19 protein-coding genes are annotated in these 20,369 nt (G+C 66.9%); 4 read left to right on the top strand and 15 right to left on the bottom strand.

Annotation, left to right across the window (positions count from 1 at the left end; all coding sequences use genetic code 11):
• Window positions 1-10 precede the first annotated feature (10 nt).
• Complete coding sequence (locus BGO47_RS00365; RefSeq protein WP_292707159.1) at window positions 11-1,300, top strand: ion channel protein; 1,290 nt, start codon at window positions 11-13, stop codon at window positions 1,298-1,300.
• A 6-nt stretch (window positions 1,301-1,306) separates the two neighbouring features.
• On the opposite strand, the gene BGO47_RS00360 is transcribed toward BGO47_RS00365, so the two are convergent.
• The 5 genes from BGO47_RS00360 to dnaK form a co-directional block, all read right to left on the bottom strand.
• On the bottom strand, window positions 1,307-2,401 hold the full coding sequence (locus BGO47_RS00360) for a DUF998 domain-containing protein (protein ID WP_292707156.1): 1,095 nt from the start codon (window positions 2,399-2,401) through the stop codon (window positions 1,307-1,309).
• 130 nt (window positions 2,402-2,531) lie between these two features.
• Window positions 2,532-2,996 carry a MerR family transcriptional regulator gene (locus tag BGO47_RS00355; RefSeq protein ID WP_292707153.1) on the bottom strand — a complete coding sequence of 155 codons (465 nt, stop codon included), beginning with the start codon at window positions 2,994-2,996 and terminating at the stop codon, window positions 2,532-2,534.
• A gap of 21 nt (window positions 2,997-3,017) precedes the next feature.
• Entirely contained in the window at window positions 3,018-4,010 is a 993-nt protein-coding gene (locus BGO47_RS00350) for a DnaJ C-terminal domain-containing protein (RefSeq protein ID WP_292707151.1), read from the bottom strand.
• 15 nt (window positions 4,011-4,025) lie between these two features.
• Window positions 4,026-4,670 carry a nucleotide exchange factor GrpE gene (locus BGO47_RS00345; RefSeq protein WP_292707149.1) on the bottom strand — a complete coding sequence of 215 codons (645 nt, stop codon included), beginning with the start codon at window positions 4,668-4,670 and terminating at the stop codon, window positions 4,026-4,028.
• A gap of 12 nt (window positions 4,671-4,682) precedes the next feature.
• Window positions 4,683-6,551, bottom strand: a complete 1,869-nt coding sequence (gene dnaK / locus BGO47_RS00340; protein ID WP_292707146.1) for a molecular chaperone DnaK — start codon at window positions 6,549-6,551, stop codon at window positions 4,683-4,685.
• Between the two features lie 164 nt (window positions 6,552-6,715).
• Here dnaK and BGO47_RS00335 point away from each other — a divergent pair, with 164 nt between their 5' ends.
• Complete coding sequence (locus tag BGO47_RS00335; RefSeq protein WP_292707144.1) at window positions 6,716-7,282, top strand: GNAT family protein; 567 nt, start codon at window positions 6,716-6,718, stop codon at window positions 7,280-7,282.
• A gap of 154 nt (window positions 7,283-7,436) precedes the next feature.
• Here the strand turns inward: BGO47_RS00335 and BGO47_RS00330 are convergent, their stop codons facing one another.
• Genes BGO47_RS00330 through BGO47_RS00320 form a run of 3 tightly spaced genes read right to left on the bottom strand, consistent with a single transcriptional unit; the run spans window position 7,437 to window position 9,626 of the window.
• The gene (locus tag BGO47_RS00330; RefSeq protein ID WP_292707141.1) at window positions 7,437-7,910 is read right to left on the bottom strand and encodes a hypothetical protein; all 474 of its coding nucleotides are present in this window, start codon (window positions 7,908-7,910) and stop codon (window positions 7,437-7,439) included.
• A gap of 15 nt (window positions 7,911-7,925) precedes the next feature.
• Window positions 7,926-9,134: a cation:proton antiporter gene (locus BGO47_RS00325; protein WP_292707138.1), complete on the bottom strand. Its 1,209-nt coding sequence runs from the start codon at window positions 9,132-9,134 to the stop codon at window positions 7,926-7,928.
• A gap of 3 nt (window positions 9,135-9,137) precedes the next feature.
• Entirely contained in the window at window positions 9,138-9,626 is a 489-nt protein-coding gene (locus BGO47_RS00320; protein ID WP_292707135.1) for a cation:proton antiporter regulatory subunit, read from the bottom strand.
• Between the two features lie 62 nt (window positions 9,627-9,688).
• Here BGO47_RS00320 and BGO47_RS00315 point away from each other — a divergent pair, with 62 nt between their 5' ends.
• Window positions 9,689-11,143, top strand: a complete 1,455-nt coding sequence (locus BGO47_RS00315; RefSeq protein ID WP_366246856.1) for an MFS transporter — start codon at window positions 9,689-9,691, stop codon at window positions 11,141-11,143.
• A gap of 229 nt (window positions 11,144-11,372) precedes the next feature.
• On the opposite strand, the gene BGO47_RS00310 is transcribed toward BGO47_RS00315, so the two are convergent.
• Complete coding sequence (locus tag BGO47_RS00310; RefSeq protein ID WP_292707132.1) at window positions 11,373-11,957, bottom strand: MarR family winged helix-turn-helix transcriptional regulator; 585 nt, start codon at window positions 11,955-11,957, stop codon at window positions 11,373-11,375.
• A 143-nt stretch (window positions 11,958-12,100) separates the two neighbouring features.
• Between BGO47_RS00310 and BGO47_RS00305 the strand changes: the two genes are divergently transcribed.
• Window positions 12,101-12,793 (top strand): hypothetical protein, encoded by a 693-nt coding sequence (locus BGO47_RS00305; RefSeq protein WP_292707129.1) that lies wholly within the window; start codon window positions 12,101-12,103, stop codon window positions 12,791-12,793.
• Between the two features lie 189 nt (window positions 12,794-12,982).
• Here the strand turns inward: BGO47_RS00305 and BGO47_RS00300 are convergent, their stop codons facing one another.
• The 6 genes from BGO47_RS00300 to BGO47_RS00275 all read right to left on the bottom strand — a co-directional run bounded on the left by BGO47_RS00300 (window position 12,983) and on the right by BGO47_RS00275 (window position 20,338).
• On the bottom strand, window positions 12,983-13,705 hold the full coding sequence (locus BGO47_RS00300; protein ID WP_292707809.1) for a phosphate ABC transporter ATP-binding protein: 723 nt from the start codon (window positions 13,703-13,705) through the stop codon (window positions 12,983-12,985).
• Window positions 13,706-14,011: 306 nt separating this feature from the next.
• Entirely contained in the window at window positions 14,012-15,028 is a 1,017-nt protein-coding gene (locus BGO47_RS00295) for a sortase (protein WP_292707125.1), read from the bottom strand.
• Window positions 15,025-16,275 carry a hypothetical protein gene (locus tag BGO47_RS00290; protein ID WP_292707122.1) on the bottom strand — a complete coding sequence of 417 codons (1,251 nt, stop codon included), beginning with the start codon at window positions 16,273-16,275 and terminating at the stop codon, window positions 15,025-15,027. The genes BGO47_RS00295 and BGO47_RS00290 overlap by 4 nt, the downstream gene beginning before the upstream one ends.
• Before the next feature lie 44 nt (window positions 16,276-16,319).
• A complete protein-coding gene (locus BGO47_RS00285; protein WP_292707120.1) occupies window positions 16,320-17,429 on the bottom strand; it encodes a DUF916 domain-containing protein in 1,110 nt (369 codons plus the stop codon).
• 191 nt (window positions 17,430-17,620) lie between these two features.
• Complete coding sequence (locus BGO47_RS00280) at window positions 17,621-19,192, bottom strand: hypothetical protein (protein WP_292707118.1); 1,572 nt, start codon at window positions 19,190-19,192, stop codon at window positions 17,621-17,623.
• A 36-nt stretch (window positions 19,193-19,228) separates the two neighbouring features.
• On the bottom strand, window positions 19,229-20,338 hold the full coding sequence (locus BGO47_RS00275) for a hypothetical protein (protein WP_292707114.1): 1,110 nt from the start codon (window positions 20,336-20,338) through the stop codon (window positions 19,229-19,231).
• Window positions 20,339-20,369: the final 31 nt, after the last annotated feature.

The raw sequence follows: 20,369 nt of genomic DNA, 5'->3' as shown, positions 1-20,369 counted from the left end.
GGTGAGCGTCATGGATTCCACTCCGAACCCGTGGGCATTCGCTGCAAGCTCCCGCACGCTCGTCGCCCTCTCGATCCCCGCCGCGCTCGTCGGCATCCTCTCGGGGGTCATGCTCTGGGCGCTGGATGAAGTCGCACACCTGGGTACCCAGTGGGTGTGGGAGTCGCTGCCGGAGTCACTGGGCGCGAGCGGCGAATCTCCCTGGTGGATCTTCGGCGTCCTCGCCCTGACCGGATTCCTCGTGGGACTCGTCGTCTGGAAGATGCCCGGGCACGGTGGCCAGGACTCCGCGACCGTCGAGCTCATCGCGCCGCCCCAGCCCGTGCGTGCGGTCCCGAGCATCATCGTCGTCATCCTGCTGACGCTGATCGGTGGCGTGAGTCTCGGCCCCGAGAGCCCCATCATCGCCATCAACACGGCCCTGGCGGTGTGGATCGTGACGCGGTTGTGGCCCGCGATCCCCGCGCAGCTCGTCGTGATCCTCACGGCTGCCGGCACGATCGGCGCGCTGTTCGGCACGCCGGTGGCTGCCGCGCTCGTCTTCACGGGAGCCCTTGCCTCCGGCGGCGGTGCGCTGTGGGACAAGCTGTTCCTCCCGCTCGTGGCAGCCGCGACGGGAACCGTCACATCGCTCGTCCTCGGCGGCGGACTCGGCGCGGTCGCGAGCATCGCGCCGTACACCGATCCGCAGGCCATCGACCTCGTCTGGGCCTCCGTCATCGCAGCGGTCGGCGCCGCGATTGCCCTCATCGGAATCATCGCGTTCAAGGCCCTGCATCCGTTCCTGCGCCAACGGATGCCGAACCCGCTGCTCCTGAGCATCGCCGGCGGTCTGCTGCTGGGCGGACTGGGCGCGCTCGGCGGCCCCCTGACGCTCTTCAAGGGTCTGGAGCAGAGCGCTCAGCTGATCGCCCTGAACGGGACGATCGGCTGGGCAGGGCTTCTCGCCGTCGTCGGCATCAAGCTTGCGGCGCTCGTGGTGGCGGCATCCTTCGGTTTCCGCGGCGGCCGCGTGTTCCCGGCGATCTTCCTCGGCGTTGCGTTCGGGATGCTCGCCCAGACACTCGTGCCGTCGATCCCGTTCGGCCTCGCGATCGCCAGCGGCGTGCTCGGGTTCACGCTCGCCATCGCCCGCGACGGCTGGATCGCGCTGTTCGTCGCCGTCGCGATCGTCGGCGACATCGGCATCCTCGCGATCATGTGCGTGGCGATCCTGCCGACGTGGCTGGTCGTGGCGCGGGCGCCGGAGATGATCATCGAGGAGCACCCGGCGGATCGAGTGTCTACCGCCGCGCGATGATACCTGTCACGCCGCGTTGATGTCAGTCTCGAGGGCAGCGGCGTTTCGGATGAAGAGGATGATCCACGTGAAGACGAGGATGCCCGCGACCAGTTCGACGGCAGTCAAGGTGTAGTAGCCGACCGCGAAGAACACGGCGAACACTGCGATAACGGCGATGAACAGCCAGCCGAGCGCGACGAACGGGCGCGGGATTCCGGGAATCCAGGCGGGGAGTCGGATCACGAGGATGGCGAACACGACGGCCATCCCTGAGGCGAAGCCGGTGTGAATCGCGAAGAACCGATCGACCGGAAAGACCCCGACGAAGGCGAGGAAGATCCCGACCAGGATGAGGCACAGCCGCACCCACCGGATGCCGTTCGCATGCGAGCTCGGGATGCCTCGGGTCGTGTACCTCGCAAGGGTCGTGACGATGAAGCCTGCGACGATGAGCGTCAGGTTGAACGTCATCGCCGACAGGTCGTTCGTCATCCCGAGCGCGGAGAGATTGTCTTTCCACCAGTTCGGATCGCTGGCCGTCAGCATCGCCGCCAGCACTCCTTCGACCAGGAACACGGCGAGAATCAGCGCGAGCAGCGACAGGTCCATGTGCGTGGCCGAGTAGAAGACGAGGTACGCGGTCACGGACGCTGCGGCACCCGAGAGGGCAAGCAGCGGCAGCGCGTAGACTTCCGCGCCGATGAACGCGTCCTCGAGGATCACCGCGAGCAGCGTCCACGACAGCAGGGCGATGATGCCGTGGGCGAAGGCAAGAGCTGCGGCATCCAGGTAGTCGAGCACCCCGAGGCGGCGGGCGCCGGACTGGCGCTGGTGGAGGACGTACCTGCCCGCGATGAACGCGAGGATGCCCGCAACCGCGGAGGCGATCGCGGAGAACTGGCCCACCGAGCCGGGGCCGGATATCGGCGCGCTCTCGAACCGGAACGCGACAAGCGCGACCAGCGCGACAAGGACGAACGCAACGGCTCCGACGCCAAGACTGAGCGACTCGAGAGTCCGCTCCTGGTCGGGGCCCGAGCCCTCGGCCGCGACGATGCGGTGCGCGCGGCGCGTCTCAGCCTGCGGTGCGGGTACTTCGCTCGGTGGTGTCGCTGTCACGGCATGAGAGTAGCGCACGGCCCGATTGCAGGATGGGAGGGTGGTGGCGGCGCGTCAACGCGGGAGACTCAGCCGTTCATCCTGCGTTCGGCCCCGAGCGCGAAGCGTGCGTCGGCATCCGCGCCGGAAGTCAGTCGCCATCGTCCGGGGTGTCGGATGCGGGCGGCAGCGCGTGACGCGGGCGCCACAGCACGATCTCAGTGGCGCGGCGGACGCGGCGGCCATGGCGAAGGGTGATGACCGATCCGCTCGATCCTGCCGCGAACACCCGCGCGCCGGGCCTACTGGCGAGTTCCGCTTCGACGCGGGCCTCGAGGTCGCGCACGCGCGTGTGGAGCTCGCGCACCCGGTTCTCGAGCTCGAGGATTCGCGCGATCGCCGGCAGGCTCATCCCCTCACTCGACAGCCGGGCGATCTCGCGCAGCTGCTCGACATGGCGAATGGAATACCGCCGCGATCCGCCCTGCGTGCGCCCCGGTACAACCAGGCCGAGCCGGTCGTACTGGCGCAGGGTCTGCGGATGCATGCCAGCGAGCTCGGCCGCTGCCGCGATCGCCAGGATCGGGGCCTCGTCGTCAATCTCGTCTTCGTGCATCCGCATGTCCTCGATGGCGTGTCAGCTTGCTGCGCGGGCGAGCAGTTCGGCGCGCGGGTTCTCTTTCGGCTCGGCCTCGCGGTACTTTTCGAGCGCTTCCCGCGCGGCACCGTCGACGTGTGTCGGCACCGCGATCTGCACCTCGGCGAGGAGGTCTCCGGTGCCCTTCTGCGCCTGCACGCCGCGGCCCTTGACCCGCAGAACGCGCCCCGACGGCGTGCCGGGGGCCACGCGCAGCTTGACGGGGTCGCCGCCGAGGGTGGGGACCTCGATCGTCGCGCCGAAGACCGCCTCGGTGTACGTCACCGGCACGACGACCCGCAGGTTCAGCCCGTCGCGGGTGAACACCGGATGCGGCCGCACCGTCACCTGCACGACGATGTCGCCGCTCTCCCCGCCATCCGGCGAGGGTCGACCGCGGCCGCGGAGCCGGATCTTCTGCCCGTCGGCAACACCGGCGGGGATCTTCACCTTGAACGGTTGCCCGTCCTCGGACTGCAGCGTGATCGTCTCGCCCTTGGTCGCCGTGACGAAGTCAATCGTCGTGCGTGCCGTGACGTCGGCTCCGCGGGTCGGTCCGCCGTAGCCGCGGTATCCACCGGATGCCTGCCCGAACCGACCGGACCCGAACGAGCTGCCACCGCCCTGCCCGAACATCGAGAAGATGTCGTCGAAGTCGGCGCTCTCGTAGCTGTAGCCGCCACGGCTCTGCCCGAACCGGCTGAAGACGTCTTCGAACCCGCCGGCGCCCTGACCGCCCGCCGTGAAGCGCGCACCCGAGCCCATGGCACGGATCTGGTCGTACTCTTCGCGCTGTTCGGGATCGGAGAGCACCGCGTACGCTTCGCTGATCTCCTTGAAGCGAGCCTCGGCCTTCGCATCTCCGGCGTTGGAGTCCGGGTGATACTGGCGGGCGAGCTTGCGGTATGTCTTCTTCAGGTCCGCAGCTGATACGTCCTTCGACACCCCGAGGACCTTGTAGAAGTCCTTGTCGAACCAGTCTTGACTGGCCATCGATTGTCCTCCGTGCTACTCAGCCGGCACGGCGACGACGACCTTCGCGGGGCGAAGCTCGATCGATCCGAGCCGATAGCCGACCTCCACGACCTCCAGGATCGTGGTCTCGGTAGCCCCGGGAGTGGGCTGTTGGAAGATCGCCTCGTGCTGTTGCGGGTCGAAGACCTCGCCGGCTTCACCGTAGGAGGTGACACCGAGCCGTTCTGCGACCGAGCGGATCTTCTCGGCAATGGCCGCGAAGGGAGTGCCCTCCTCGAGGTCGCCGTGCTTCTCGGCGCGATCGAGGTCGTCGAGCACCGGAATGAAGCCCTTCGCGACAGCGCCCTTGGCGCGTTCGATCTCGATCTCCCGCTGCTCCTCCGTGCGGCGGCGGTAGTTCGCGTATTCCGCCTGGAGTCGCTTGAGGTCGGTCAACAGTGCCGACTCGAGATCGGCGAGCACGACATCCTCGGCAGCGGCGGCGTCTGCCGACTGCGCAGCCCCGAGGATGTCGTCCACCGTGAGCTCATCCTGCCCGGCGCCGGCAGCGCCGGAGGAGGTGTCCTCCGACGCTGCCGCGTGGCCGTCGTCAGCGCTCGCGCTGTTAGGGGCGCCGTCAGGTCCGACTCCGGAGTCCTTCTCCGAAGGTGTGGGCTCTTCGTCGTCCTTGCGTGCCATGATCTCTTCCGTTTACTTCTTGTCGTCTTCGTCCTCGACGACCTCGGCGTCGATGACATCCTCGTCGGGGTTGGGAACCTCACCCGAACCGGGCTCGCTCGCGGCCGGGTCGGGGTTCTCACCCGCGGCCTGCCCCGCCTGGTAGATCGCTTCGCCGAGCTGCGATTGGCTCTGGTTCAGCTTGTCGAACGCAGCCTTCACGGCGTCGTCGTCATCTCCCGCCAGAGCGGTCTTGAGGGCATCCACGTCTGCCTGAACCGAGGTCTTGACCTCGTCGGGCAGCTTGTCTTCGTTGTCTTTGATCAGCTTCTCGATCGAGTACGACAGAGTCTCGGCCTGGTTGCGGGTCTCGGCCGACTCACGACGCTTCTTGTCTTCGGCGGCGTGCTCCTCGGCCTCGCGCACCATGCGCTCGATGTCCTCCTTCGGCAGCGACGAGCCGCCGGTGATCGTCATCGACTGCTCCTTGCCGGTGCCCTTGTCCTTCGCCGAGACGTGGACGATGCCGTTGGCGTCGATGTCGAAGGTGACCTCGACCTGCGGGATTCCGCGAGGCGCCGGCGCGATGCCGGTGAGCTCGAAGGTTCCCAGCGGCTTGTTGTCGCGGGTGAACTCGCGCTCGCCCTGGAAGACCTGGATCGCGACCGACGGCTGGTTGTCGTCGGCGGTCGTGAAGGTCTCGCTCCGCTTGGTGGGGATGGCAGTGTTGCGCTCGATGAGCTTGGTCATGATGCCGCCCTTGGTCTCGATACCGAGGCTCAGGGGGGTGACGTCGATGAGCAGAACGTCCTTGCGCTCGCCCTTGAGGACGCCCGCCTGAAGAGCCGCACCGACGGCGACGACCTCATCGGGGTTCACACCCTTGTTGGGCTCCTTGCCGCCGGTCTCCTTCTTGACGAGGTCGCTCACGGCCGGCATACGGGTCGAACCACCCACGAGCACGACGTGGTCGATGTCGCCGACCTTGATGCCGGCTTCGCGGATGACATCCTCGAACGGCTTCTTCGTGCGGTCCAGCAGGTCCTTGGTGAGGTCCTCGAACTTCGCGCGGGTGATCGTCTCGGACAGCGACACGGGGCCGTTCTCCGTCAGCGACAGGTAGGGCAGGTTCACGCTCGTGGATGCCGAGCTCGAGAGCTCCTTCTTCGCCTGCTCCGCGGCCTCCTTGAGGCGCTGCAGCGCGATCTTGTCGCCCGAGACGTCAACGCCGGTCGTGTCCTTGAACTGCTTGATCAGGTAGTCGACGACCCGCTGATCCCAGTCGTCACCACCGAGGCGGTTGTCGCCCGCGGTCGAACGCACCTGGATGGTCGAGAAGTCGTCATCCTTGCCCACTTCGAGCAGCGACACGTCGAAGGTCCCGCCACCGAGGTCGAACACGAGGATGAGCTCGTCTTCCTTGCCGCGGTCCAGGCCGTAGGCCAGAGCGGCAGCAGTCGGCTCGTTGATGATACGCAGGACGTTCAGACCCGCGATCTCGCCGGCCTCCTTCGTCGCCTGACGCTCGGCGTCGTTGAAGTAGGCGGGGACGGTGATGACGGCATCCGTCACCGTGTCACCGAGGTACTGCTCGGCATCGTGCTTCAGCTTGGCGAGGATGCGTGCCGAGATCTCCTGGGGCGTGTACTTCTTGCCGTCGACGTCGAAGGTCCAGGTGGTGCCCATGTGGCGCTTGACCGACGAAACGGTGCGGTCGACGTTGGTGACGGCCTGACGCTTGGCGGTCTCGCCGACGAGCACCTCGCCGTCCTTCGTGAATGCGACCACCGACGGGGTGGTGCGGAAGCCCTCGGCGTTGGCGATGACCTTGGGCTCGCCGCCCTCGAGGACGCTGACGACGGAGTTGGTGGTTCCGAGGTCGATTCCCACTGCACGTGGCATCTGTTTCTCCTTGTTCTGCGTGGAAGCGATGTTCCGGTTGAAAGTCGACTCGCGTCACCCACGAGAGGTTGAGCCGCGATGACTCAAGCCTAGCGAGCCGGCAGTGGCATGTCAATCGGAGTTGAGTCATCTCATATCAAGTTTGCGACGACGATAATGTCTGCGTGAACGTTCCCTGGCACTTCGCTCCGCTACGCGGCGAGCGCGTGACACTTGACCTTCTGCGTGCCGACGATGTGGAGGTGCTGAGCACCATCCAGGGCGACCCGGCGATCGTGCGGTACATGCTCTACGAGGCGCGGTCGCGCGAGCAGGTCATTGCCGCGATCGAGCGCGACGGCGCCCACGACTGCCTCGAGAGGGCCGGTGACTACGTGCAGCCGGCGATCCGGGATGCCGATGGCCAGCTGGTCGGAACGCTGTACTTCACCCTCGTCAGCACCGATGACCGCACCGCCGAGATCGGATGGCTGCTGTCAGCATCCGCGCGGGGAAAGGGCTATGCCACCGAGGCTGCCGAGATCTTTCTGCGCGTCGGATTTGAAGACCTCGGGTTGCACCGGATCTCTGCCGAACTCGATCCGCGCAACGACGCCTCAGCCGCAGTCTGCCAGCGCCTCGGCATGCGACACGAGGCACACCTCCGCGAGAACATGTGGCTGAAGGGCGAGTGGGTCGACACCGCCATCTACGCGATCCTCGAACAGGACTACCGGCGAGCGCACGCCTGACCCCAGCAGCGCTTCACACGGTCTTCGCGAGGGTCTGCAGCGCGATCACCAGGAAGCCGAGCCCGACAAGGATGCCCAGAGCGATCACTCGTTCCCACCACCGCGCGTGGGAGCGACGCACGGCGAGCCATCCGATCAGGGCGAGGGTGACGATCTAGACGATGGCGGCGGCACTGATCGCCGTAGAAAGGGCGATGATCTCGAGCCATCCGAGCAGCATCAGCCCCCCTGGCACGACAACCGTCGACAGGCCCCCGCCGGCAACGCGCAAGAGCACAACCCAATCCGCGCCGTGCGGGAACTCGCCCTCCACCGCCAGGTGCGACACCACGTCAGACACGAACCCCGCGATCGTGATGCCGATCACGCCGAACAGCAGAGCGAGCAGGGCGTGGTCGGCATCCGCATGATCGGAGCCGGCGACCACGAGGACGATGGCAAGCCCGGTGAAGGTGGCGTAGATCCGCTCGCGGAGATACGCGCCGACCGCCCGACTGCCGCCGGTGTTGAAGAGGCGGTCATAGCGCCGCTGCATCGTGGATCCACCCTCGGCGGCTGTCGATCGCGCGTGCGCGCCGTCTGTTCGGGCACCGTCGTGAGGTTCGTCGGCTGACGCAGGCGTCATCATGTGCAAACGGTACCGTCAGCCTTCCGCGGCCGCCGCCCGCTGTCGCATCCGCCGCGCCTTCTGCCGCCCCTTGGCCCAAGTGTCGAACCGCGCGGTATCGGGAATGCGCGCCAGGAGGGGCCCGACGACGATCGTGATCAGGACGTAGGCCGTGGCGAGCGCGGCAAGCGATCGGTCGGCCCCGGCCGATACCGCAAGCCCCGCGATGACGATCGAGAACTCCCCGCGAGGCGTGAGCGCGAAGCCGGCACGCCAGCGACCGGGCTCGGCGATCCCGGCCTTACGCGCCGCAAGGTAGCCGGTCAAGACCTTCGTGCCCATCGTGACGATCGCCAGGATGAGCGCGGGGACGAGCACCGGAGGGAGATCGGAGGGGGTGGTGGAAAGCCCGAAGAACAGGAAGAACACTGCCGCGAACAGGTCGCGCAGCGGAGTGAGAACCTGCGTCGCATGCTCGGCCGCGGGACCCGAGATCGCGATGCCCACCAGGAAGGCGCCGACCGCTGCCGACACGTTCGCCTCTGCGGCAAGCCCCGCAACGATCAGGGTGAGCCCCAGCACCGAGAGCAGCAGAACGTCCGCCCGCTTGGACCAGACGAGCTTGGAGACGAGGGGTCCGTGCCGGAGCGCCACCCAGAGGATCAGAAGCACCGCGGCGAGCGCGATCGTGACGCTGATCGTCCCGGCGGCAAGGTCCATGCCGACCAAGACAGCTGTCAGCACCGGAAGGTAGAAGGCCATCGCCAGGTCCTCGATCACCAGGATCGAGAGGATCGTCGGCGTCTCTCGGTTGGGGAGGCGACCCAGATCCTGCAGCACTTTGGCAACGACACCGGATGATGAGACCCACGTGATTCCCGCGAGGACCAGCGCACCGATCGGCCCCCACCCGAGGACGAACCCGGCGATCGCGCCGGGGATGGCGTTGAGAGCCATGTCTAGGCCGCCAGCCATGCGCGACCTGTTCAGGCTGCCCATCAGCTCTTTTGCGTTGTACTCCAGGCCCAGCATCACGAGCAGCAGGATCACGCCGATTTCAGCGCCGACTTCGATGAACTCCTCGCCCTGCGAGATCGGCAGGATGCCGCCCTCGCCGAACGCGAGCCCCCCCAGCAGGATCAGGGGAATCGGGGAGATACCAATGCGCCCCGCGAGGCGGCCCAGCAGCGCGATGCCGAACAGCAGCGCGCCGATCTCGAGAAAGAGCAGCGCGCCATCATGCATCGATCAAGCGCCGTTCAGAATCCGGACCAGCTGCTCCAGGCCCTCGCGGGTGCCGACGACGACCAGGGTGTCACCGGCGCGAAGCACGTCGGAGGGCTCGGGCGCAGGGATGACGCCTGACTCGCGCACGACGGCGACGATCGAGCAGCGCGTGAGCGTGCGTGCTTTGGTATCGCCGAGGGGGCGACCGACGTACGGGGAGTCTGCCCGCACGGGAATCTTCTCCATCTGCAGGCCGGCGAAGGCCTCCTGCAGTCCCGCCAACTGCGTGAGGATCACCGATCCACCCAGAACCTCCGAAAGGGCGGTGGCCTCGTCATCCGTCAATGCCAGAGTGTCGCCACAGCGGTCGGGGTCGTCCTCGTCCGAGATCGCGATTTCGCGGCCACCGTCACGGAAGTTCACCACCGACAGACGCCGACCATCGTCGGTGAGGATGTCGTGACGGATGCCGATACCGGGCAGTTCGGCGCGCTCCACATGAACGGGCATGCGCCCATCTTCGCACCAAAAGGGCTACCCAATGTTCATTCTGGACCCCTAGCGTATGGCGAGTGAGCGATAGCGAGCCCGAACTCCGCGGGGCCCCGGCCTCGGCATCCGACGCGACCCGTGTGCCAACTCCCCCGCCGACCACCGACACCGACGCTCTCGAGAGCCTCGCGGTGCTCTTCCAGGACTCCACCGAGGAGCGCGAGATCCCCCGCAAACAGGTCGTCTCGTGGGCGTTCTGGGACTGGGCGACGCAGCCGTTCAACTCCGTCATCCTCACCTTCGTCTTCGCGGCGCTGTACCTCGTTTCCGATAGCTTCCTGCCCGCTGATGTCGCCTCGCTTCCGGATGATTCCCCGGTCAAGGAGGCGGCGCTTGCCGACCTCACCAGCGGGTATGGCTTGGTCACCACCATCGCGGGGCTGCTGATCCTGTTTCTCGCGCCGGTCCTCGGCCAACAGGCCGATCGCCGGGGCAGCAAGAAGCGCTGGCTCTTCGTGTTCACGATGCTTCTGGCACTCGCGCAGTTCGCGCTGTTCTTCGTCTACGCCCAGCCCGTCTTCTTCTGGTACGGCGCGGCAGTACTGGCTGTCGGCGCCGTCATCTCCGAGATCGCCGGCGTCAACTACAACGCGTTGCTCGTGCAGGTTTCGACGCCGAAGACCGTCGGCAAGGTCAGCGGCCTCGGCTGGGGCATGGGGTATATCGGCGGGATCGTCGCCCTCGTGATCGTCGTCGCGCTCACCTTCGCCGATTGGTTCGGCATGGACACCTCTGACGGACTTGCCTACCGGCTCATCGCGGTCGGATGCGGCGTGTGGACGATCCTGTTCTCCATCCCGCTGTTCCGCAACGTTCCCGAGCCCCCTCCGTCGGCACCCGGCCAGAGCGTCGGCTTCTTCCGTAGCTACGTGGTGCTCGTGAAGGACATCGCGCGGCTGTTCCGGGAGCACCGCCCCACTTTCTGGTTCCTTATCGCCAGCGCCGTGTACCGCGACGGGCTCGCCGGGGTCTTCGCCTTCGGCGGGGTGCTCGCCGCCGTCGCCTTCGGGTTCGGGCCGACCGACGTCATCCTGTTCGCGATCGCCGCCAACGTGGTGGCCGGCCTGTCGACGATCATCGCGGGTCGCTTCGACGACCGATTCGGAGCGAAGGCCGTCATCGTTTTCGCCCTGACCACACTCGTGCTCGTCGCTTTCGTCGTCTTCGCCTTCCACGACCTCGGCGCCGTCATCTTCTGGATCGGCGGGCTCATCCTCTCCGCGATGGTTGGTCCGGCCCAGGCCGCGTCTCGGTCGCTGCTCGCCCGGGTCACCCCGACGGGGATGCAGGGTGAGATCTTCGGTCTCTACGCCACCACCGGCCGCGTAGCGAGCTTCCTGTCCCCGGCGATGTGGACGGTCTTTATCGCCGCCTTCGGTTCGACCATCTTCGGCGTCCTCGGCATCGGACTGGTGCTGCTGCTCGGCCTCATCCTGCTGCTGTTCGTGCGGTTGCCGAAGCGCTCGGCGGCCTGAGCTCGGCTCCGGCATCCTCGAGGTAGGCAAAATCCGCAAGGTAGGAGGGTGGCGGCAGCATCCGTCCTACCTCGGTGATTTCTCCTACCTCCGTGCTGACGGCACAGGCGTCGCCCGGGCGTGGCACCTGAATCGCGGAGGTCGGCAATCTCTCGGAGGTAGGACGACGTGCCCAGCATCCGTCCTACGTCGGTGATGTCTCCGACCTGCGCGATTCGGCGGGGGCGGGTCAGCTTGGCCAGGAGTCGGCGAGCTTGGTCAGCAGGCGGGCGAGGTCGGCGCGTTCGGCATCCGTGAAGGATGTCAGCGCCGTCGTGATCGCATCCCGGCGCTGATCGCGAAAGCCGCGAACGAAGGCCTCGCCCTTGTCGGTGAGGACGATCCGGGTTCGGCGGGCATCGTCGGGGTCGGCTTCGCGACGCACGAGTCCGAACTCGACCCCCTGCTGGACGAGGCGTGATGCGCGAGGCTGATCGACGCCGATGGCTTCGCCGAGCTCGCTCACGGTCAGCGGGTGGTCGCTGGATGCCAGCACCTCGAGCACCCGCATCCGTGCCGGGCCCGAGATGCGGGCATCTCCCCGCTGTTCCCTCGGACCCATCGGTCCCGCCCACGGACCCCAGCCGCCGCCCGGCGCGAAGCCCGGTCCTCCTCGGTGATGCCCGCGCCTGCGGTGGTCACGTTCTTCGTCGGAACCGTGGTCGTGGGACTCGGAGGGCTCGTGGGGCATCCACGGCCGGGGGCCGCGCCGACCTCGCAGGCGAACGAGTGCTGCCGCGATCTGATCGATGGGGTCGGACGGCGAGCTCGGCATCCTTCCAATTTACATGCGAGTTGACATGGACTCGGATTACATGTCATCGTACAACTACATGCATCATAACATGCATTTCCGAGGAGGCTGCGACAACGCCCACCGGAACTGACGCGGGCTCCGCCCGCCAGAGAGGATTCACCATGAATACCCACGAAGAACACCACGAAGACGCTCCCGGCGGAAGCGACCGCCCACTCGGGTACTGGCTGCGCCTGGTCGACGCCCTGATCAGCCGAGAGTTCGACATCCGCTTGGCCGAGTCCGGCGCGGACCGCCGTGACTGGATGCTGCTGAACGTCATCGACGGCACCTACGCCTGGGCCCGAGCACCTCGAGGTAAGCGGATGCGCCGGCTCGAGGAGCGCGGCTGGATCGAGCAGAACGGATCCGGCGACTGGACGCTCAGCGACGCCGGTCGCGAGATGAAGGATCGGCTCGGCAAGGCCGTCTCCGGCATCCGTGAGCGCGTGTCAAGCGCGGTCTCACCCGAAGACTACGCCACGACCATCGCGTCACTGCAGGCGATGGCCCGCGAACTCGGCGGGGATCAGAAGGACGACCTGGACCCGAGCCTCGGCTTCGGTCGCTTCGGTCGAGGGCGGCGCGGTCACCGCTTCGGACCCGGATTCCGCCCCGGATTCGGACGCGGTTTCCATCCGGGATTCGGTCCGGCGTTCGAGGCCGACGAGCATGCAAGCCGCTGCGACGACGGTCGTGACCACGGCCACCGCGGACACGGTAGCCGTCACGGCGAGCACCGTCACGGCGAGCGCGCCTACGAACGCGGCTTCGACGCCGGCTTCGCCCGCGGTCGCGAGTCCGCCGCGAGCTGAGGCGTTCCACCCCGACCACATCTATCGGTCGCGCCGTTCCGTGGGTCTCGCCTCAGGTAACCCGCATCACGGCGCGACCGAAACCAGCACTACTCGGCTCAGTCGCGCCGTGACGCGGGTCATTTGCACACTCACCCGCAGCACGGCGCGACCGAAACAGGTGGCTGGGGTGCTAGAGCGCCCGTCTCGTCATCCGAATCGGCCGTTGACGTAGTCGTACGTGCGGGGATCGATCGGATCGGCGAACATGGCTTCGGTGTCGCCGTGCTCGACGATGACACCCGGGGTCCCCTGGGATGCCAGGAAGAATGCGCACTGCTGCGAAACCCGCTGGGCCTGCTGCATGTTGTGCGTCACGATCACGATCGTGACCTCCTCCTTGAGCTCCACCATGGTCTCTTCAATCACGCGGGTCGACGTCGGATCGAGAGCCGAACACGGTTCGTCCATGAGCAGCACGCGGGGCTTTACCGCCAGCGAGCGGGCGATGCACAGGCGCTGCTGCTGACCACCGGAGAGGCCGCCACCGGGTGCCCGGAGGCGGTCCTTGACCTCCTTCCAGAGGCCTGCCTTGGTCAGCGAGTTCTCGACGAGTTCGTCCTTCTCATCACGACCAGCCTTCAGGCCCGTGAGCTTGAGGCCCGCGATCACGTTGTCGTAGATCGACATTGCGGGGAAGGGGTTCGGCTTCTGGAATACCATCCCGATCGACTTGCGTGCATCGACGAGCTTCTTGCTGGCGTCATAGATGTCATCGCCGTCCAGCAGAACTTCGCCCGCGAGGGATGCCGAGGGCACGAGCTCGTGCATGCGGTTGAGGATCCGCAGGAACGTCGACTTGCCGCATCCCGACGGTCCGATGAGAGCCGTGACCTGGCCCGCGGGCATTGTCAGTGAGATGCGGTCGAGCACTTTGCGCTCACCGAACCAGGCCGAGACGTTCCGACCCTCGAGCTGCGCGAGTGGAGTGTTCGCATCGACCCACGCGAAGCGTCCGCGGCGTCTGCGGGCATCCTTGCGGCCGTCCGCCCTCGCGGCGGAATGAATCGCGGATGCGGACTCCGGGTAATCGGAGTCCGCCGGGGTTGCGGGCGTCGACCCTTCGTTCGCGGGCGCAGTCGGAGCGGGGTGTACGGGAGGCAGCACCTCCGTTACGCCGTCGTTCGACGCGGCGAGCGATGAGCTACTCGCGAGTGGTTGATCCATCACAAAAGGTCCTTACATCAGATTCGGCATCAGTCGCGACAGCTCCCCCGCCACCCAGAGGCAGGCGAACAGTGTCAGCGGAACGAAAACGATCCAGGTGCGCGTCGCGCCGACCCGCCGGAACGACCAGACGGCGGCGATCTCGACGAGCAGCAGGAACTGCAGGGCGAACACGAGCGCCCAGGCCATCGAGAGATCGCCCGCCAGTTCCTTGTCGGCCGCAGGCAACGTCGCGAACCGGGTCTGACGGACACCCGTCGGCTGCGCCTCGCTCGTCAGCTGGGCATCCACCCGAACCAGGCCCGTCGTGATGTAGGGCAACCCCGTGGCTGAGATCAACGTGAGACGACTCTTTCCGGCTGTCAGCGGCGGCGGAGCGGGGTCACCGGCGTACCGCACGCCGATGACCTCGTACTCATGCTGTCCCTGACCCGTCGTGACGGTGAAGGTCGTCCCCGGCACGAGTTGCTGGAGCCGGCCGAACGGGCCGCCGTAGCCGGCCGCGCGACCCATGATGATGCTGACGCCCGCCTGCCCCGGAAGCACAGTGTCGCGGCGGTGTCCCGGTCCGAGTTGAGTGGTCGCAGGGTCAGTGCCTTCGACGACGACCTCTCGCACCCCGATCGCAGGGATCTCCAGCAGAGCAACGGGTGCACCGCTTGTGAGCAGCACGTCATCGAATGTGCCCTCGGACACCGGCGCGACGCCTTCAGCTAGCTGTGATCGAAAGCTGTCACTCAGCTGCTGCTGAGCCGCGAAGTGGCGTATCTGGCCGAACACCGTCACGCTGAGCACGAGCGCGAGCATGAGCGCCGAGAGCAGCATGAGCGCCGCGCGTACGACGCTCTGCGCCGTCGTGAGCGGCTCCTGTGGTCGCCGCGGCGGGATGCGCCGAGGCGGACGCGGCGGCTGGGATCGGCGCCGGGGAGGAGGGGGAGTCGCGGATCCGGTTGCTGATCGCTTACCAAAGGGCAGTGTTGGCTTCCAGGATGCCGCGCGCCCAGTTTTCGACGGGTCAGTGGTGGTCATCGCTGACTTCCCCCCGCCCCCACGAGATCACGGTCATCCGCACCGTGTCCGTCAGGCCTGTCGGCGTCTTCGCCCTCGTCTTCGTCGTCTCGACGCCGGAACCCGATGAGAGGAAGGAGCCGCCCGGTCGCAGCCAGCCACATGACGGCAGCGATGGCGCCGACGCCCAATGCAACCACGGCCGGCAGCGCCGCAGGCGGAGGGACCAGAACATCTGCTTCGCGAGTGACCGGAGTGAGTTCGGTCTTCTCCACCACCTCGGGCGGCGTGAAGGTGACGTAACCGCGGTAGAACGCCCAGTTGCCGACATCCTCAATGCGGACCGCGACCTCTCGGATCTCGCCCGGCTGAAGCGCGTCAATCGCGACCCCGTCGATAGACGCGATCTGCGGCCCGAGACGGGCGTCGAGTCGAAATGCGGCCGTTGCGTCGAAGGGGGTCGTGGAGGTATTGCGCACGGTGAAAGCCAGCCGCACGGCACCGCCGCCTACCGACAGCGAGGGTTCGGCGACTGCCTGAAGGGCGCTGATCGCGAAGACCCCGAGTTCGAGCGTGCCGGGAGCGTCCGTCACGGGGGCGTCACTGGGCGCCGTCGATGACGACTGCTCCACCGTGACGCCGCTCGTGCCGCTCGGCGCGGCGCTGTAGCCCGCGCCGCCGTTCGAACCCGAGACGGAGCGGACCGACACGCTAACTCCCGTGGTGAGGGTGGCGAGTCGGTTCGTCGCGACGTACCCCACGACCTGCAGGTTGTGCACCCCCGCCGTCGTGGCGGAGGGCAATCCGACAACAGTCGTGAAGGTCCCCGACGTGTCAGCGGTCGCGCGACCGAGCAGAGTCGGCGAAGAGAACAAGTAGATCGCGGCTGGGGTCGATGCCTGGAATCCGGAGCCACGAACGAGGAAGGACCCGCCAGCCTCGACGACGAGATTGCCGTCGGCGTCGAGCCTCATCGGCGACCCATCCACGTCGCGCCCGGTGATCTCAAGCCGGTAGCCGTCGAAGGTGAAGATGAGACCTACCTGGTTGGCACCCGTCTCACGTTTGACCGATCGCTTAACTCCGGCGATCACGAGGCCGCTGACACCGACTCCGAGTCCGGCCTGCGCGGGCTGTGCCGGTGGCGTATCCACGATGTCTTCCATGACCGTGACAGTGACGTTCTCGTCAGAGCCGTCGTCAGTCGCGTACGCCACCGCGTTGTTACTCACCGCGAGCACAGCGCACAGTACGGCTCCTATCAGCATCGCCCGACGGTGAAGCGATCGTCGCGCTGAGGACGGGTCTGCCGTCATTCTGCGCCTCGACCACCGGACGCGGCTCCGGCACCGGCCCGGGCTTCTTCGGCGGCCTGACGCTTCACCTCACGCTCGGTGTAGCGCAGCCATTCCTCCGCCCGCTCCTCGTCGCGGCGACGGCGCCAGCGCAGTAGGAGGCCGATCCCGACGCCGATGGCCGCGAGGATGACCAGGGCCCAGGGCACCGCGATCAGGATGCCGCTGCGCGAGCTTCCATCGACGGTGAGGGCATTTTCGGCCTGAGGGCTGTCGACGAACGGGGTCAGCTCCACCCAGGGAGCGAGGTAGAGCCACGCGGGAACCCCGGGCACGTCGACCGTGACGCTGCGCCCCCCGCCAGGAAGCAACTCGGCGATGGCATCGCCGTTCGAGGCGGCGGCCTGAAGTCCGAACCACGTGTCCACACCGAACGACGTATTGGTGGCCAAAGCAACGTTTCCCGTGTTCGTGACGGTGTAGTACATCCGCACGGTGCCCGAGAACGGGTTCCACCAGTCGCCGAGGTACTCGCTGTTGAGCGCGCTGATCGACAGCAGCGGCTGCAACTGTCCCGAGACACGGGCGTACAGGCGCGTGCCGACGCGACGGTCGAGGTTGACCTGCTCGCCGGGAGTCACGACTGAGGCGACCAGTCCGCCTGCGTGGTCACCGGGTGTGGCATCCGCCGGCAGTTCGACGGTGAACGGCAGCAGGCGGCTCTGGCCTGGTTCAAGGGAGAACTCGATGCGGTTGGTGCCGTTCTCGAACTTCACCCACTGTCCGACGCTCGTGGATGCCTCCTCAGTGCCGAGGAGGGCGAAGTCACCCTCACCGTCGTTGAAAGCGTCCGTCGCGATGACAGTGAAGTTCTGCGGTGTCGAGCCCGTGTTGGCGACCAGGAAGTTGTCGTCAACGCGCTGGCCGGGGTCGACCTTGTAGCTGAAACGCGTGCGAGTGTCGGCGGTGCCGTCGGCTGCAGCGGGGCGCGCCGAGATACCGATCGTGTCCTCCGCGCGGGCTGCGCCAGCGGGCGTCAGAATGCCGACCGCGGCGACCACGGCGAGGGTTGCGGCAAGGGTACGCACCAGGCTCCGGGCGCGCGAAAGTTCGGGAGAAATGGCCACGGCCTATTTCCACACAGTCACGCAACCGACCGGCGCCCGCTGCCTTAACGCAGGGTGACGAAGAGTTCTCCGCCGTATGTCCGAGACCTCGGAAGTGAGGCGGCGCAGACATGCCTGTGCGGGAGGCCGATAACGGCCTCCCGCACAGGGTGTTCAGTTATGTGTGCCACCGGCTCTCGCCGAGAGCGGGACTACTTCGAGACGAGCGTCAGCGTCAGGGTCGACGTGTAGGTGCCAGCCTTGGCCGCAGCCGGAGCCGCGAAGGTCAGCGCCGCGTTGAAGTTGGTACCAGCCTCGAGCGTCGAAGCGTTGACACCACCCTCGGCGAAGACACCCGTGCCCGCGATCGCGGTGCTGGGCACCGTGATACCGGTCGACTCGCCCGACACGATCGAGGGGACGATCGAGAGTGCCGAAGCGGCGATCTCATCGTTACCCGCCGAAGCGTTGACGAACTTCGAGGCGGCGGCGTTCAGTGTCCAGCCGGGGAGCAGAGCGCGGTCGTCGGTCACGCGGAAGCTCGGGAGGGAGGCCGTGGTGGTGGCACCACGCTTCACGTCGCCCAGGTCGATCGAGGCAGCAACACCCTCGAGCGCGAACTTGTTGCTCGTGGTGACGTCGACCGAGACCTCGGTAGCCGATGAGGTTGTCGAGGTCAGTTCGACGGTGCCCCACGCGACGTAGTCGCCAGCGCCGTCGACCAGTGCGACGGTGTGGGTGCCGACGCCCAGCGCCGAAACGTTGACTACGGCGTTGCCCGAGCCGTCGGTGGTGACCTGGCCGAGGTTGGTGGGGTTCGACCAGCCGTAGGCGGTGTAGGTCTGGTTGGCGTGAGCCACACCGGCGGGAACCGTGACGGTGGTGGCGCCCTCGGCCGGTGCCGGGATGGTCACCTTGGTGGTCAAGGCCGTGCCGTCGGTCGGCTGTGCGATGACGAAGTCGGCGGTGGTGACCCACGCGACGACAGCGTTGCCCTCGACGATCGCGAGCTTCTTGCCCGCGGCGATGTTCGAGGTGAGGGTGGCCTTGCCCGAACCGTTCAGCACCACCGAGGTGTGCTTGGCAGTGGACTCACCCTCGACCCACACGTCGACCGTCTTGCCCGCGTTCGCGGCGGTCGCGTCGAGCTCGAGGTTGCCGTTGCGCAGCACCGCAGCAGCACCCGACGTCGCCGCGTAGTTGGCGAAGTCCGGGGCGGTGATCGTCGGCTTGGTGAGCACGTTCAGGCTGTAGGTGCTCGCACCGGGCGTGATGGTCACCGTGCGGTAGACCTTCCCGACGACGGTCACACCGTTGTTGATGGTGAAGGCGATACCGGCGTAGTAGGTACCACCGTCAGTGAACACCTTGCCGATGTCACCCTGGCCCAGCTCGCCCGGGACGAACTGATCCTGAGCGACGGCCCCGTTGACGATGGCGGTCTCACTCCAGGCCGACCAGGTGTTGGTGCCGTTGTCGACCTTGTCGGTCTTGGCGATGAACCGGAAGGCCTGCGTTGCACCCGAGGTCGCCGGAATCGGCGTCTCGAAGCTGGTGTCGCTTCCGGAAACGATGAAGAACTCGTTGCGCCCATAGGCGCGAGACCCATTGGCAGATTCTGCGAGCGCCGCATTCTCGTCCCACAGGAAGATGGGTGCGGAGCCGTTCGCCTGAGGGTTCTCGTAGTCTGCGGGCGCAGCGTTGGCCGCCGCGGTCCCGCCCGCAACGATAGCGAGGGTGAGGACGCCGGCCGCAGCCGCACGCCACTTCGTGATGATGCTCATGTCTTGTGTCTCGGTTCTCTTCTGTTCGTGAAGTGATTAGGAGGCGGCCTGACGGAAGCCCGTCGTCGTCTGCGGCGCGAGGAAGCCGAACTTCTTCTTGACGGCGAAGACAGACGACGAAAGCGGGCTCGAGATGTTCCCGAGCTTCTGCGCACCCGTGCCGATGAGGTCAGCCAGGCGGGCATCGTACTTCGGGTCACCTGAGTTCACGCGGGCGTACTCGACGAGGAGCACGGTGTCGCGGCCCCAGGTGCTGTCGGCGTAGAACGTGGGGTTGGGAACCATCGATGAGCCCGTGCCCGTGACAGCCGTCGTGCCGGCAACCGGAGAACCGACCACGACGCCAGCGCCGCGGCGGTCAACGCCCGCACCGGTGTTCTGCGCGACCCACTGGGCTGCAGACATCGGCATGAGCTCGCCCGAGAGGAGGGTCGAAGAGTCGTGCTCCTGGCCTTCCTTCACGCAGCCGCCCTCGGAGACCGTGACCAGCGTGGTCTCGGTGAGGCCGAGGATCGCGATGAAGTCCTTGCGCGTACCGGAGCCGGCCTGCGGCACGACGGGGGTGACGGCGACGCCACCGAGCGTGGTGGTGGTGCAGTTGAAGATGCTCGTGAGGGTCGCCTTGTCGATGTTCTCCCACGCCGCGTTGGCCGTGTCGAGCTTGTAGGCGTAGGTGAGGGCGTCACGACCGAACGGCACGGTCCAGAGCAATCCGCTGGCGCTCTCGGTGCCCTTCGACGAGCTGCGGGCGATGTCGATCTGACCCGTAATCGTGACACCGTCATACTTCTCGGTGCCCGTCGCGTTGATCGACCGGCTCAGCGCGGTCTTTCCGGCGCTCGAGCCGTTGGGGCGGGTCATCAACGGGCCACCGGCCTTCACCTGAATCTTGACGGTGTTGGCGGTGCCGAAGTGGGCCTCGACGGCATCGAAGTTGCCGAAGTTCTGACCCTGGGCGGTGGCACGCACGCTTGAACCGGTGACGGAGGTGCCGTTTGCGAGGGCGTTCATGACGTCCTGCAGGGTGTCGGACCCGACGGCGACGTAGCCGGGGGAAACCGGCTCGGCGAAGGCGGCGGGTGCAGTAGCGACGAGCGAAGCGACGACGCCGAAGGCGGCCGCCGCTGCGAAGAGCTGCTTCTTCACGGATTTCCTTTTCTGATGAGGGAGAAGCGCC

It is taken from the genome of Microbacterium sp. 67-17, assembly GCF_001898325.1.
GTDB classification, from domain to species: Bacteria; Actinomycetota; Actinomycetes; order Actinomycetales; family Microbacteriaceae; genus Microbacterium; species Microbacterium schleiferi.
The sequence above is the reverse complement of the archived record's forward strand: the minus strand, read 5'-3'. Positions and strand labels throughout refer to the sequence as shown.

What these genes read in the sequence shown, in the direction of transcription:
- BGO47_RS00305 (WP_292707129.1), top strand. Translation starts at nt 12,101, where the DNA reads ATGAATACCCACGAAGAACACCACGAAGACGCTCCCGGCGGAAGCGAC.
- BGO47_RS00310 (WP_292707132.1), bottom strand. Translation starts at nt 11,957, where the DNA reads ATGCCGAGCTCGCCGTCCGACCCCATCGATCAGATCGCGGCAGCACTC.
- BGO47_RS00345 (WP_292707149.1), bottom strand. Translation starts at nt 4,670, where the DNA reads ATGGCACGCAAGGACGACGAAGAGCCCACACCTTCGGAGAAGGACTCC.
- BGO47_RS00355 (WP_292707153.1), bottom strand. Translation starts at nt 2,996, where the DNA reads ATGCACGAAGACGAGATTGACGACGAGGCCCCGATCCTGGCGATCGCG.
- BGO47_RS00325 (WP_292707138.1), bottom strand. Translation starts at nt 9,134, where the DNA reads ATGCATGATGGCGCGCTGCTCTTTCTCGAGATCGGCGCGCTGCTGTTC.
- BGO47_RS00280 (WP_292707118.1), bottom strand. Translation starts at nt 19,192, where the DNA reads ATGAGCATCATCACGAAGTGGCGTGCGGCTGCGGCCGGCGTCCTCACC.
- BGO47_RS00295 (WP_292707125.1), bottom strand. Translation starts at nt 15,028, where the DNA reads ATGACCACCACTGACCCGTCGAAAACTGGGCGCGCGGCATCCTGGAAG.
- BGO47_RS00350 (WP_292707151.1), bottom strand. Translation starts at nt 4,010, where the DNA reads ATGGCCAGTCAAGACTGGTTCGACAAGGACTTCTACAAGGTCCTCGGG.
- BGO47_RS00365 (WP_292707159.1), top strand. Translation starts at nt 11, where the DNA reads ATGGATTCCACTCCGAACCCGTGGGCATTCGCTGCAAGCTCCCGCACG.
- BGO47_RS00320 (WP_292707135.1), bottom strand. Translation starts at nt 9,626, where the DNA reads ATGCCCGTTCATGTGGAGCGCGCCGAACTGCCCGGTATCGGCATCCGT.
- dnaK (WP_292707146.1), bottom strand. Translation starts at nt 6,551, where the DNA reads ATGCCACGTGCAGTGGGAATCGACCTCGGAACCACCAACTCCGTCGTC.
- BGO47_RS00330 (WP_292707141.1), bottom strand. Translation starts at nt 7,910, where the DNA reads ATGATGACGCCTGCGTCAGCCGACGAACCTCACGACGGTGCCCGAACA.
- BGO47_RS00290 (WP_292707122.1), bottom strand. Translation starts at nt 16,275, where the DNA reads ATGCTGATAGGAGCCGTACTGTGCGCTGTGCTCGCGGTGAGTAACAAC.